This window comes from Pseudomonas citronellolis, assembly GCF_900112375.1.
GTDB lineage: Bacteria > Pseudomonadota > Gammaproteobacteria > Pseudomonadales > Pseudomonadaceae > Pseudomonas > Pseudomonas citronellolis.
This window is the reverse complement of record NZ_FOLS01000008.1, coordinates 156,933-169,972: the sequence shown is the minus strand read 5'-3', so window position 1 is coordinate 169,972 and position 13,040 is coordinate 156,933. Positions and strand designations below refer to the sequence as shown.

13 protein-coding genes are annotated in these 13,040 nt (G+C 70.5%); all 13 read right to left on the bottom strand.

Annotated features, from left to right (window positions below; genetic code table 11):
* Positions 1 to 4: 4 nt before the first annotated feature.
* The 13 genes from BM060_RS09995 to BM060_RS09935 all read right to left on the bottom strand — a co-directional run bounded on the left by BM060_RS09995 (position 5) and on the right by BM060_RS09935 (position 13,033).
* A complete protein-coding gene (locus BM060_RS09995) occupies positions 5 to 841 on the bottom strand; it encodes an alpha/beta fold hydrolase (RefSeq protein WP_074979633.1) in 837 nt (278 codons plus the stop codon).
* Positions 838 to 1,797: a VOC family protein gene (locus BM060_RS09990; RefSeq protein WP_074979631.1), complete on the bottom strand. Its 960-nt coding sequence runs from the start codon at positions 1,795 to 1,797 to the stop codon at positions 838 to 840. The genes BM060_RS09995 and BM060_RS09990 overlap by 4 nt, the downstream gene beginning before the upstream one ends.
* Before the next feature lie 34 nt (positions 1,798 to 1,831).
* Complete coding sequence (locus tag BM060_RS09985) at positions 1,832 to 2,578, bottom strand: SDR family NAD(P)-dependent oxidoreductase (RefSeq protein ID WP_009619918.1); 747 nt, start codon at positions 2,576 to 2,578, stop codon at positions 1,832 to 1,834.
* A gap of 29 nt (positions 2,579 to 2,607) precedes the next feature.
* Entirely contained in the window at positions 2,608 to 4,050 is a 1,443-nt protein-coding gene (iaaH, locus tag BM060_RS09980; RefSeq protein ID WP_074979629.1) for an indoleacetamide hydrolase, read from the bottom strand.
* Between the two features lie 13 nt (positions 4,051 to 4,063).
* Positions 4,064 to 4,801, bottom strand: coding sequence for an aspartate/glutamate racemase family protein (locus BM060_RS09975; protein ID WP_074979627.1), 738 nt, complete (start codon positions 4,799 to 4,801; stop codon positions 4,064 to 4,066).
* A gap of 16 nt (positions 4,802 to 4,817) precedes the next feature.
* Positions 4,818 to 6,143: a M20 family metallopeptidase gene (locus BM060_RS09970; RefSeq protein ID WP_009619915.1), complete on the bottom strand. Its 1,326-nt coding sequence runs from the start codon at positions 6,141 to 6,143 to the stop codon at positions 4,818 to 4,820.
* 10 nt (positions 6,144 to 6,153) lie between these two features.
* Positions 6,154 to 7,182, bottom strand: coding sequence for a ring-hydroxylating dioxygenase ferredoxin reductase family protein (locus BM060_RS09965; protein ID WP_074979625.1), 1,029 nt, complete (start codon positions 7,180 to 7,182; stop codon positions 6,154 to 6,156).
* 70 nt (positions 7,183 to 7,252) lie between these two features.
* Positions 7,253 to 7,621, bottom strand: a complete 369-nt coding sequence (locus tag BM060_RS09960) for a VOC family protein (protein ID WP_074979623.1) — start codon at positions 7,619 to 7,621, stop codon at positions 7,253 to 7,255.
* Positions 7,622 to 7,791: 170 nt separating this feature from the next.
* On the bottom strand, positions 7,792 to 8,283 hold the full coding sequence (locus BM060_RS09955; protein WP_074979621.1) for a flavin reductase family protein: 492 nt from the start codon (positions 8,281 to 8,283) through the stop codon (positions 7,792 to 7,794).
* Positions 8,284 to 8,297: 14 nt separating this feature from the next.
* Entirely contained in the window at positions 8,298 to 9,485 is a 1,188-nt protein-coding gene (locus BM060_RS09950; RefSeq protein WP_074979619.1) for an OmpP1/FadL family transporter, read from the bottom strand.
* A 5-nt stretch (positions 9,486 to 9,490) separates the two neighbouring features.
* On the bottom strand, positions 9,491 to 10,720 hold the full coding sequence (locus BM060_RS09945; RefSeq protein ID WP_074979617.1) for a styrene monooxygenase/indole monooxygenase family protein: 1,230 nt from the start codon (positions 10,718 to 10,720) through the stop codon (positions 9,491 to 9,493).
* Between the two features lie 134 nt (positions 10,721 to 10,854).
* Positions 10,855 to 11,847 carry an AraC family transcriptional regulator gene (locus BM060_RS09940; protein WP_074979615.1) on the bottom strand — a complete coding sequence of 331 codons (993 nt, stop codon included), beginning with the start codon at positions 11,845 to 11,847 and terminating at the stop codon, positions 10,855 to 10,857.
* A gap of 181 nt (positions 11,848 to 12,028) precedes the next feature.
* Positions 12,029 to 13,033 carry a quinone oxidoreductase family protein gene (locus BM060_RS09935; protein ID WP_074979613.1) on the bottom strand — a complete coding sequence of 335 codons (1,005 nt, stop codon included), beginning with the start codon at positions 13,031 to 13,033 and terminating at the stop codon, positions 12,029 to 12,031.
* Positions 13,034 to 13,040: the final 7 nt, after the last annotated feature.

Sequence of the window (13,040 nt, the reverse complement as noted above, 5' to 3'; positions counted from 1 at the left end):
GCGGTCACTCCGCTGCATTGGTGAGGAAGTCGATCAACAGGCGGGTGAAGTCCCGCGCCCGCTCGATCTGCACCCAGTGCCCGCACTCGCCGAACACGTGCAGTTGCGCATGGGGGATCAGGCGCAGCAGGCGCTCGGAGACCTCCAGCGGTATCACCCGGTCGTCGCGGCCATGGATGAGCAGGGTCTGCTGGGGCAGCTCGCGCAGCGCCGCCTCGGGCACCGCGAGCATCTCCACGCCCTGCTGGCGCGGCGCGGGGAACAGCTGGGCGAAGCGCGATTGCACGTCGTCGCGGATGCTCGCCTCGTAGCGCATGCGCACCAGGTCGTCGTTGATCAGCGAATGGTCATAGGCGAACACCTCCATCAGCTCGCCCATGGCCTGCAGCGAGGGCTGGTAGCCCCAGACCTTCTCCAGGCCCTCGGTGATCGGGAACGAGAGCCCCGCCGAGCCCATCAGCACCAGGCGCTTCACCCGCTGCGGGTGGCGCTGGGCCAGGGCCAGGGCGATGGCGCCGCCGAAGGAGTTGCCGACCACCGAGACCGTGGCGATGTCCAGGGCGTCGAGCAGGCCGGTGAGTTGGTTGACCCAGGCGTCCGGGTCCAGCCGGCGGCCGGCCGGGCACTGGGTGTAGCCGAAACCGAGCATGTCCGGGGCGATCACCCGGGCGCGCGCGGAGAGTTCGGGGATCACCCCGCGCCAGTTGGCCCAGGCGGTGACGCCCGGGCCGGAGCCGTGGATCAGCAGGATCGGCTCGCCCTTGCCCTGGTCGTGGTAGTTGATGGTGCAGTCGCCGATGCGAAGGCTGTTGGCGATTTCTGGCGATGTCCGGGTAGTCATTGTCTGGCCTTTGCGGTCTGGCTGGTGGTAACGACGGGAGCACGCATGCCCTGCGCGGCCAGGCGCTTGAGAATCTGCCTGGCCTCCTCGCGCTTGTCCGGCGGCAGCCAGGTGCGGTCGTGCCCCCACAGGCTCATGCCCTGCAGTTCTTCCACCTCCCAGTCGGGGCCGATGGTGCGCCCGGCCCAGCCGAGCTCGAACATCCAACCATCGGGGTTCTTCAGGTAGAAGGAGGTGACGTGGTCGTTGATGTGCCGGCCGAGGGTGACGCCGATGCACTCGGGGTCGGCCAGCGCCATGTCGTAGGCCCGCCCGAGGTCGTCGAAGTCGTTGTACTCCAGCATCATGTGGTAGATCTTCGCCGGCCCGCCGGTGTGGGCGATGCCCAGGGTGTGGTGGCGCGGGTTGACGTGGAGGAACTCGACGCGGAACGGCGCCCGGGCGCGGTCGCTGACCTTGAAGCCCAGCACCTCCTTGTAGAGGTGGCACATCTGCTCGAAGTGCGCGGTGATCAGCGCCACGTGGCCGATGCCCAGCTCGCCGGTGCGGAAACCGCCCAGCGGGCGCCCCGGCACGAAGGGGCTGGCGGCGTCGGCCAGGCCCCAGGCCAGCTCGATGCGCACGCCGTCGGGGTCGCGGAAATGCAGCATCCCGGCGACGCCGCGCAGGGCGTTCTCCCGCGCCGTGCCGCGGGTCACCGGGTAGCCCGCCGCCGTCAACGCCTGGGCGGCCTGCTCCAGTTCCTCCGCGTCCCCGACCTCGAAGCCCATGCCCATGCTGGGTTCGCCTTCGCAGGCTTCGAGCAGCAGGCGCTGGACCTTCTGGTCGGCGCGCAGGCGCACGCAGCGCCCGGGCTCGACCACTTCCACCTGCAGGCCGATGTGTTCCGCCGCCTGTTTCTGCCAGGCCGGCAGGTTGGGTGTGCCGACTATCACGTAGCTCAGTGCCCTGATCATGCTTGCGCCTCTCCTGCGCTGGTCCATGTGTGTGTCATTCCGCCGACATCCCGCCATCGACCGAGAGGGTGGCCCCGGTGACGTAGGAGGCCTGCCCGGAAAGCAGCCACAGCAGCGCCGCGCAGACCTCCCCGGGCTGGCCGATGCGCCGCATGGGCACGCCGTCGTCGTACAGGTGGTCGTCGCCGCCGGTGACGCGGTCGAAGCTCGGCGTCTTGATCGGCCCGGGGCAGAGGGCGTTGACGCGGATGCCGCGCGTTGCGTAGTCCAGCGCCGCGGCGCGGGTGGCGCCGACGATGCCGTGCTTGGCGGCCACGTAGGCGGCGGTGCGCGGCATCGCCTTGAGGCCGAAGATCGAGGCGTTGTTGACGATGGAGCCGCCGCCGGTGCGCAGCATCGCCTCGGCTTCGAACTTCATCATGTAGAGGACGCCCTTGAGGTTGATGTCGACCACCTCGTCGAGTTCTGCCAGGGGCGTTTCGTGGATGTCGTGGAACGCGCGCTGCAGGCCGGCGTTGTTGAAGGCGCCGTCGAGCCGCCCGTAGCGCTCCACGGCCAGCGCCACCAGGGCGCGGCAGTCGGCGGGGCGGGACACGTCGGTGGCCAGGAACAGCGCCTGGCCGCCGGCCGCCGCGATCTCATCGAGCACTTCCGCCCCCGCCTGCGCATCGCGGTTGCCCAGCACCACCCGGGCCCCCGCCCTGGCGAGCGCCAGGCAGGCCTCGCGGCCGATGCCGCTGCCGCCGCCGGTCACGACTATCACCTTGTTGTCCAGATTCATGCTTGCTCCTCCAGGGAAAGCGACCGGCGTCAGGCCGGCGGGATGCGCCCGAGCACGGCTTCGAGGGCGATGCCCACGGCCAGCAGGCGGCGGTCCGAGCCAAAGGGCGCGTCCAGTTCCAGGCCCACCGGCAGCCCCGTGCGCGGGCCCAGCCCGATGGGCAGCTGGATGCCCGGCAGGCCGGCGCTGGCGGCCGGCTCGGTGTTCTGGATCAGCCGCTCGAAGAACTCCGGCAGGTTGACCTGATCGCTGGCCGGCGGCGCCACTATGGGCGTGGTGGGGAACACCAGGGCATCCAGCCGGTATTGCTCGAAGAGGTCCTGGTAGTGCTCCTTCAGCGCCGGGCGGGCAGTGTTCCGAGCCGCCTCGTAGAGCGGCGCGACGTCCACCAGGCCGCCCTCCCCCGGCGCCTTGCGCGGCAGCACCCACTGCTCGTAGATGGCGCGCACGTCCGGGCTGTGGATGTCCCGGGCCAGTTCCTCGATGGTGATGCCCGGCCCCTCGTCGCGCAGGTAGGCGACCATCGAGTCGTAGGCTTCGTGGATCACCACCGGGAAGCCGACGGCGCGGTTCAGCTCCTGCAGGCGCGTCTCCGGCAGTTCGACGAGGCTCACGCCATGGCTGGAAAGCTTCGCCAGGGCGGCCTCGGCCACCTCGCGGACGTCGTCGTCCAGATGGCTCCAGAAGTCCTCGACGATGCCCAGGCGCAGCCCGTCCAGGCTCACCGGCGGCAGCGCGTATTCGTCGCTGATCAAGGCATCGAGCAGGGCGACGTCGGCCATGCACAGGGCCATGGGCCCCACGGTGTCGCGGCTGCGGGCGATGGGGATCACGCCTTCGCTGGAGTAGCGGCCGGCGCTGGGGCGCAGCGAGGAGCAGCCGTTGAGCGCGCAGGGAATGCGCATCGAGCCGCCGGTGTCGGTGCCCAGCGCCGCCAGGGCCATGCGCGCGCCCAGCGCCGCGGCGCTGCCGGAGGACGAGCCGCCGGCGATGCGCTCGCTGTCGTAGGCGTTGCGCACGCCGGGCTGGCTGCCGGTGTTGAAGGCGGCGTTGTAGCCGGTGGCGCCGAAGGCCAGCTCGTGCATGTTGGTCTTGCCCAGCAGGATCGCCCCGGCGTCGCGCAGGCGCTGCAGCGTCGGCGCGTCCTGGCGCGGGACGAAGCCGGCCAGCCCCGGCGTGCCGGCGGTGCACGGCAGGCCCGCGGCGTGGATGTTGTCCTTGACCACGATGGGGATGCCGGACAGCGGCTTCTGCCGCCGCCCCGCGCGGCGCGCGGCATCGGCGGCCTTGGCCTCGGCCAGCGCGCCGTCGCCGTTGAGGGTGACGTAGACGTTCAGCTCGCGGCCGTCCTCGGCGCGGTCCAGGCAGGCGCAGACCAGTTCGGTGCTGCTCAGTACGCCATCGCGGAACGCCGTGACGGCTTCGGCGATGGTCAGGTCGGCAAGGCTCGGGGAGTCTTGGAAGAGTTTCATGCGGTGGCTCCGTTCAACGGCTGAACGCCTCGTCCTTGAGTCGCTCCGGACTGGGATAGGCAAGCTTGCTGTGGGCGAGGCCGAGGTCGAGCAGCACCTCGCACAGCTTGTAGGCGATGACGCCGGGGTTGAGCACCGGGACGTCCAGGTGCTGGCTGAGGAAGGCGTGGGACTGGTGCATGGTGGTGGAGCCCAGCACTATCACCTCGGCGCCGTCCTCGTGGATGGCCAGCCGGGCGGCGTCCAGCAGCCTGGCGAAGACCACCTCCTCCTTGCCCTGCAGCAGGGCCTCGGTGTCCGGGCGCACGTCGATGGAGCGCAGCGAGGCCAGTCGCGATTCGAGGCCGTACTCCCTGAGCGTCTTGCGGTACAGCGGGAACCAGCGCGGCCACATGGTCAGGACGCTGAACTTGTGGCCCAGGGCGCAGGCCAGGTGGAAGGCGCTCTGCCCCGGCGCCAGCACCGGGATCGACAGCCGGGCGCGCAGCGCGGCCAGGCCCGAGTCGCTGACGGTGTTGATGCACACGGCATCGAAACCCTCCTCCTCGGCGCGCATGCCGGCCTCGATCACCGCCAGCTCCATCAGCGCCATGTCGTAGTAGCTGTCGGCCAGGGTCGAGACGCTGCCGGCGCCGACGAAGCACACCTCGATGTCCGGGCGTTGCAACGCCGCCGGCAGCTGGGACTCGACCAGGGGCCGGGTCTGCTCGCTCAGCGGCACGGGGAAGATCATTTTCACGCGCTTGCGCATCTGCGTTCTCCCGGGCTCAGAGGCCCAGTTGCTGGCGTGGACGGGTCAGGGTGTCGATCAGCGCGTAGAGGATCTTGCGCGCGCAGGGCATCAGGTCGGGCACGTAGGTCGCGCCCATGCCGCCCAGGCCTTCGGCCACCGGCAAGGGCGCGCCCTGCGCCGGCCACGGCCAGCCGATGCGCGCGGTGGGCACGCCGTAGCGGCGCAGCGCGGCGCCGTCGGTCTGGCCGCCGAGCCAGTCGGGCGTGCCGTGCGGGCGCCGCTCGATGTGCTCCCAGCCGCGCTTGCACGACTGGACGATCCAGTTCTGCGGGTCGGTGCTGCCGCCGGGCACGGAGCCGTACATGTCCCACTCCAGTTCCAGGTCGGGGCGCCGCGCCTGCAGGTCGCGGACGAATGCGGCGAACTGCGCCTTGACGTCGCCCGGGCTGCTGCGCGGGTTGATGCGCACGTCGAAGAAGATTTCGGTGACCGCCGAGGGGAACGCCGGGCGCTCGACGTCGCCGCCGCGGATGCCGGCGATCCAGCCGTGGGGCTTGACCACCCCGGAGGTGTTGCGCTCGGCGTAGTCGATGATCCATTGCTCCAGCTCGCCGACCACCGCCGCCGCCGGCACCACCGAGCTGCGGAAGCCCGGGGTGCCGCGCGGCACCCCGGCGTAGCCGAGGCTGCCGTAGACGCGCAGCTTGAACCAGGCCATGCCCGGCTCCTCGTGGTACACCCAGTTCCACGGCTTCATGATGATGGCGAAGTCCGGCGCGGCGCCGCGGTTGAGCAGGTGCAGCACGCCGTTGGACATGCCCGAATGCTGGCGCGCCGAGATGTCCACCGGCATGCCGCCGTCGGCCAGCCCCAGCAGCAGGTCGCCGGTCAGCGGCACCCCGGCCTCGATCAGCGCGGTGGCCACTTCGGTCAGGGTGGCGATCATGCCCTTGGGGTTGGAGGCGCCGAGGCCGAACACCCAGTCGTCGACCTGCTGGGCCTTGGGCAGCATGTCGGCCTGGCCGGCTTCGCCGGTCAGCAGCTTCTCGGCCTCGTCGCATTCCAGGTGGGTGTCCAGCGGCGCGTACAGCATCACGCTGGCGCCACCGCCGCTGCCACGCAGCTCGCCCAGCACGTTGCCGCTGGTGAAGCTCATCGGCTGGTAGCGGGCGGGCATGCCGATCTGCTTCAGGTGGGCGGTCATGAACTCGCCCACTGCCCGGGCCGAGCCGGTGGGGCTGTGGATGTCGGTGATGGCGAACAGCAGGTCCTGCAGGCGCCTGGCGTCGAGCCTGGCGCAGGCCTGCTCGTACCATTTCATCTGCTCGGCGGAGAACGGCATGGAGGTGGTGGGTTGCATGCTGGCGCCCTCAGTGGCTAGCGACGAACTGTTCGCTGAAGATGTTTTCGGGGGCGACGCCCAGCTCGATCAGCCGCGCCGTGGCGGCATCGATCATCGGCTGGGGGCCGCACAGGTAGGCCACGCAGTCCGGGCCGCTCACGTCGCCTTCGCGCAGGGCGCTGACCGGGCTGCCGTGGTGCAGGCCCTCGCGCGGCTCGCGATCCACGCAGATGCGCGCTTCCAGGCTCGGCAGCCACTGCTTGCGCAGCTCGATCTCGTCGAGGCCGAACAGCACTTCCGGGGTGGCGCAGCCGAAGCTCAGGAGCATCGGCGGCTTGCGCCCGCCGAGCTTGTGCAGGGTGTCGATCATCGACAGGATCGGCGCCAGGCCGGTGCCGCCGGCGACGAAGATGTGCGGCGCGCGGCGCTTCTCCTCGCGCAGGAAGAAGGCGCCGTAGGGGCCGCTGAGGGTCAGTACCTCGTCGGGCCTGACCTGCTCTTCCAGGTAGCTGGACATGGCGCCGCCGGGCAGCAGGCGGATGAGGAACTCCAGCTTCGGCAGGTCGGCGGGGGTGCTGGACGGCGAGTAGCTGCGCAGCACCTCGAAGCCCGGCACCTGGATCTGCATGAACTGCCCGGGGCGGAAGTCCAGGCATTCGCCCTCGGCCAGTTCCAGGCGCAGGCGCACCACGTTGCTGGCGATGCGCTCGGCCGAGTCGACGAAGGCATGCACCTCTCCGGCCGCGCCCGAGCCGACCTCGCTGCCGTAGGCCAGCTCGAAGGTGCAGTCCGTTTGCGCCTGGCACAGGCACAGCAGGCGCTGGCCGGCGGCGTACTCGCTGGCCAGCAGGGTGGAGCTGGCGCCGGGGCGGGTGACCGCCTCGCCGTCGGCGAGGTGGGCGATGCAGCTGGAGCAGCTGCCGGAACGGCACTGGTACAGCAGCGGCACCTGCGCCTCCAGGGCGGCGTCGAGGATGCTGGCGTCGGCCGCGACGCTGAAGCTGCGGCTGACGCCGTCGGAGAAGTTCACGGTGACTTGGTGTGTCTGGTCTTTCATGAGTGGGGTCCCACGGGATACGTCGATGGTGCGGTGGCCCGGCGCGCCGGCGGCGCTCCGGCCCGCCGGCTCAGTCCTTGTGGAAGAGCGCCAGCTTGTTGCCGTCCGGATCGCGGAAATAGGCCATGTAGAAACCCGGGAAGCGCTCGCCGGGCCGTCCTTCGTCGCTGCCGCCCAGCGCCAGGGCCAGCTCGTGCAGCTGGTCCACCCGCTCGCGGGAGCCGGCCGCCAGGGCGACCATGTTGCCGTTGCCTGGCTGCGCGGCCTGTTCGTCATAGGGCGTGCAGACGCCCAGCATCGGCTGTTCCGGGGCCCGCCCGTAGAGGCTCAGGCGCGGGGACTCCAGCAGCGCGGTGGCGCCCATGGCGCCGAGGAAGGCGCCGTAGAAGGCGCGGGCGCGTTCCAGGTGGTTGCTGCCCAACAGCGTGTATCCAATCATTGCAAGGCCTCCGGAGCAGGCAGGGCGTCTTTCGTTGTCATGGCCCGATCATAGGAACCGGGGGTGGCGCCCACACTCCAATGGGTTCCCCGGTTATCCCGCCAGCGCAAATAAACCCAGCGCCGCAGGAGGAGAAACGGCGGCCCCTCCCGGGCCGCCGTGCGGGCCCGCTAGGCGCTCTGCGCGCGGGCCAGGTCCTGGTAGCGGCCGCGGTGGAACAGCAGCGGCCGCATGTCCGGCTCGGGCGCTGCCATGCGCAGCACGCGGCCGACCAGGATCAGGTGGTCGCCGCCGTCGTAGCGGTGCTCGGTGGAGCACTCGAACACCGTCAGGCAGCCCGGCAGCAAGGGCACGCCACCCACGCCGGCGCCGACCTCCAGGCCAGCGAACTTGTCCGTCGAGGCCTGGGCGAAGCGGTCGGACAGCGCCCGCTGCCCCTCCCCCAGCACGTGCACGGCGAAGTGCTCGGAACCGGCGAACGCGGGGTAGCTGTAGGCGGACTTGCCGATGCTCCACAGCACCAGCGGCGGCTCCAGCGAAACGGCGTTGAAGCTGTTCGCCGTGACGCCGATGGGCCAGCTCTCGCCGTCCAGGGTGGTGACGATGGTGACGCCGGTGGCGAACTGGCCGAGGGCCTGGCGCAGTTGGGCTCTTTCGATCATGGCAATGCCTCCGCTCAGAACGCCACGCCGTAGCTCAGGGACAGCCAGTGCTGGCCCATGTACGGCGAGGTGACCGCATCCGGGCCGGCGCCCTCGCCTTCCACCTTGTCCTTGAAGGAACGGGCGTAGGCCAGGGACAGTTCGTGGCCGCCGGTGAAGCGGTAGGTGCCGCCGAAGGTCACGTGCCTGTGGTTGGCGGCCGGGGCCAGGATGCCCAGGTAGGTGTCGTGGCCATCGAGCAGCTGGTTGGCGTCGTTGTAGCCGGCCCGCAGCGTCAGCCTCTCGTTCAGGTCCCAGGCCGCGCCCACCCGCCAGATGCGCTGGTCGCGCCAGCCGAAGCCGGGCCCGTCGGAGTCCCCGGGCGCGCCCGTGGCGCGGCTCACGCCGGGATTGCCGAGGGACCTGACGTCGCTCCAGTAGACCTTCTGCATGTCCGCGGCGAGGGTCAGCGGGCCATGCTTCCAGGCCACGCCCAGGGCCCAGTTGGACGGCATGTCGAGGTCGCCGCCATCGGCCAGCAGCTTGTCGAAGCGGTGCATCTTCGACATGTAGCTGCGGGTGGCGTAGCTGGCGCCGAGGCTCCATTCGGGCGTCAGCTGGCCGATCCAGCCCAGCCGCAGGCCGGCGCCATAGGACTCGTCGCGCCCCTGGGGCAGGCCGATGCTGGCGGTGCCGTCGATGTCCAGCACCTGGCGCAGCAGCATCAGGCCCACGCCGATGCTGTGCCGCTCGTTAAGCTTGCGGGCGTAGCTGGCGGTGGCGACCATCTGCTGGAACTGCGAACCGGGGTTGCGCAGCCCGCCGAAGTCGGCGTCGCGGGCGTAGGCGGTGCCCACGCCGTTGCCGACCACCGAGATGCCCAGGCTGCTGACGTCGTCGAGCATCTTGTTGGCGCCGAACTGCGGGATCACGTACAGGTCCCGGTCCTTGGAGCCGCTGATCGTGTTGCCGGCGAACTCGGCGCCGTTGTCGGCCTTGAGGAAGGCGGCGCCGACGTCCAGGCGGTCGCCGACCGCGACCATCCCGGCCGGGTTGGAGGCGCCGACCAGCGAGTCCTGCGGCAGGGCGATGACCACCCCGCCCATGCCCTCGGACTTGACGCCGTAGCCATGCGGGAAGGTGCCCTGGGTGGCCCAGGCGGCCTGCAGCGGCAGCAGGCAGGCGACGAGCGCGCCGGCCGCTTTGTTGTGCTGTACGGGCATGGCGGTCACCCTCGCGCGGCGCTGAAGGAGGCGATGAAGCGCTCGGCCTCGGCGCTGTCGTAGTACCAGGGCACCAGGCTCTTCGGGTCGTCGAAGGCATTGGCCACGGCGGCGGCCAGCGCCGGGTCGGCGGCGCAGGCGGTGAACACCTTGAGCACCGATTCCGGCGGCGGCAGCAGGTGGGTGTTGGTGAAGCGCGCGACCCACTGGGCGTAGTCCCAGTAGCGTTCGAAGGTGGCGTTCTTCCAGGCGTCGTCGAAGGGCGCCTGCCCCTGTTCGAGAATGGCGTCCAGGTAGACGCGGGCGCACTTGCTGGCGTTGTTCGAGCCCTGCCCGGTGATGGGGTCGTTGAGCACCAGCACGTCGGCCATGCCCAGCACGGTGCGCCCGGATGGCAGGTAGCCGATGGGCTTGCGCACGGTGGGCGTGACGCGCCCGACCAGGATGCCGAGGTCGTCGGTCAGCCGCAGGTTGCGGCAGCGCGGGGCCTCCCAGGGGAAGAAGCGCTCGATCAGCTCCACGGCCAGGGCCAGGTGTTCCGCCGGCGTGCTGACTTCCGCCCAGCGGTCCATCGGGCCGCCCTCGATGCATTCGAGGTTGATGATGTCCCCTGCCCCGCTCAGGGTCAGGCAGGGGAAGTTGACGTATTCGCCGATGCCGGGGTTGATGCTGATGTTCAGCGCGCTGTAGTCCTCGCGGGGCAGCATGCCGTGCACGTAGGTCAGCGAGATGGTGCGCATGGGGCGGTCGAAGGTGCTGCGCTCGGCGTCGCGCTCGAACAGCTTGCCGATCTCGCCCTTGCCGCTGGCGACTATCACCAGGTCTGAGGCGGCGGCGTAGCGCTCCAGGTCCTCCAGCCCCGCCTCCTCGATCAGCAGCCGGCCGCCCAGGCGCTCGAACTCGTGCATCCAGCGCGGCATCTTGATCCGCTGGTCGACCGACTGGCCGGGGGCCTTCATCGGCGCGCGCCAATCGACCATCAGGCCCTCGGCGTTGCCGGCGCGCATGTGCACGCCCACGGTGGGCGGACAGCTGTCGTCCCAGAAAGCCAGGCCCAGCTCGCGTTCGAAGCCCAGGGCCATGTCGTACATCGACTGGCTGGACAGCACCCGGCCGGCGGCGATGTCCGCGGCGCTGCGGTTGGAGACCAGGGTGACGTCATGGCCTTGCTGGAGCAGGCCGATGCCCAGTTGCAGCCCGGCCTGTCCGGCACCGACGATAGTTATTCTTCTCATGTGGTCCTACTCCATCATCAAGTTTGGCGGTGGCTGCGGGTGCAGCCACGGCCGTCAATGTGGAGCAAGGCGGATACAGCGAATATGCAGGCCCTGCAGCGATCATGCGAATACTGCAAGAAGCTCGCGGGGCCTCAGGCGCGGCCCCGGGCCAGGGTCTGGCGCGGCGTCTCGGCATAGCGCTGGCGGTACTCGATGGCGAAGCGGCCGAACTGGAAGAAGCCCCAGCGGGCGAGTATCTCGGTCACCCGGGCGGGCTGGCGCGGGTCCTTGAGGTCCTGGTGCACGCGCTCCATGCGCACGTCGCGCAGGTAGCGCATGGGGCTGACGCCGAGGAAGCGCTGGAAGCCGTGGTAGATCGAGCGGCCGCTGACGCCGGCGATGGCCGCCAGCGTCTCCACGCTGATCGGCTGTTCGGCGTGGGCCTGGATGTAGTCGACGGCCCGCTTGACGTGGCGCGGCAGGACCTGGACCGAGGGCTCGCCGAGCCGCTCGCTCAGGGTGTTGGGCTGCCAGGTCAGCAGCGTGGTCATCAGCGTCTGCTCGAACTGCGCCCTGACCAGGGGCATCTCGAACAGCTGCGGGGCGCGCTGCAGCACGTCGAACAGCTGCCGCGCCGTCTGCCCCCAGACCGCCCCGGCGGGGTTGCGCAGGTCCATCAGCGGGTGGAACGCCAGGGGCTGGCGCAGGTCGTGGTCGAACAACGCGCCGGCGTGCCGTTCGAGGGCGCCGCGCTCGATGCGCACCACCAGCTTCTGGCAGTCGCCGCTCCAGTTCATCTCCAGGCTCTCGTCAGGCGCATGGATGCTGCCGTGCAGGCTGTCGCTGAGCAGTTCGCGGCGGCCGATCCGCTGGCGGTCGTGGCCGGCGAAGGGCAGCTGCACCAGGTAGAACGAGCCCAGCTCGCCGGGGCGGATGTGCACCTCGGCGCCGTAGCGCATGCTGCTGAAACTCAGTTGCTCGGTGCGCAGGTGCTGGTGCCGGTAGTCCAGGCGCGTCGCCGCCTGGCGCAGCTCCAGGCGGTGCTCGCAGAACACCGAGGCCACCAGCCGGCGCGTCTCGTCGAGGTCCTGCGAATGCAGCAGCGCATCGCGGTTCAGGTGGCAGCTGTCGGGCACTGTCGTCATCTTCGCCTCCCAAGGGATATCGCCATGCCAGGTTCCCGCTTCGCCGCGCCGGCCCGCACGCGCCTACCCTACCCCGCGAAGCGCCCTGCCCGGTATGGGCTGGAAAAAAATCCCGTGCCCAAGGGCACGGGCAAACCAAGGAGCTACACAAGGAGCTACAGAAAACCGGCGGGCGATGGAACTAGGCACCCGCCGGCAACAACACGATGCAGCCCGAGGTGCGCCGGGCCTCCAGGTCGCGGTGCGCGGCGGCGGCCTGCTCCAGCGGATAGCGCTGCATGAGCGGGATGCGCACGTCGCCCCGCGCCACCCTGGCGAACAGCTCGTCGCTGAGCGCCTGGGCCCGTTCACGGCTCGACACGTGGTGCCACAGGCCCTGGTAGGTGAGGTACAGCGAGCCCTTGCTCACCAGCTGCAGCGGCGCGATGGCCGGCGCGGGGCCGGAAGCGTCGCCATAGGCCACCAGCAGCCCGAACGGCGCCAGGCAGTCGAGGGACTTCTCGAAGGTGTCGCGGCCGACCGAGTCGTACACCACCTTGACGCCCCGTCCGCCGGTGATTTCCCGCACCCGCTCGACGAAGTCCTCGCGGCGGTAGTTGATCGCGTGCGCGGCGCCGTGCTCCAGCGCCAGCCGGCACTTCTCGTCGCTGCCGGCGGTGGCGATCAGCTGCAGGCCGAGCGCCCTCGCCCACTGGCAGGCGATCAGGCCCACGCCGCCCGCCGCGGCGTGGAACAGCACGCTATCGCCGGGGTGCAGCCCTTCCACCGGGGGGCAGCGCGTCAGCAGGTAGCAGGCCGTCCAGCCCTTGAGCATCATCGCCGCGCCGGTCTCGAAGTCGATCGCGTCCGGCAGCCGGCAGACCGTCATCGCCGGCATCAGCCGCACGTCGCAGTATGCGCCCGGCGGGAAGCCGGCGTAGGCTACGCGGTCGCCTGCGCGCAGGTGCTCCACGCCGGCGCCGACCGCCTCGACCACGCCGGCCCCTTCCATGCCGAGCTGCAGCGGGAACGGCAGGCCGTACAGGCCCTTGCGCTGGTAGATGTCGAGGAAGTTCACGCCGACGGCGTGGTGGCGGATGCGCACCTCGCCCGGGCCGGGCTCGCCGACGGCGACCTCGACCACGCGCAGCGCCTCCGGGCCGCCCGGCTGGTCGATGCGGATGACTCTGCCCGTGTGCAGGCTCATGTCTCTC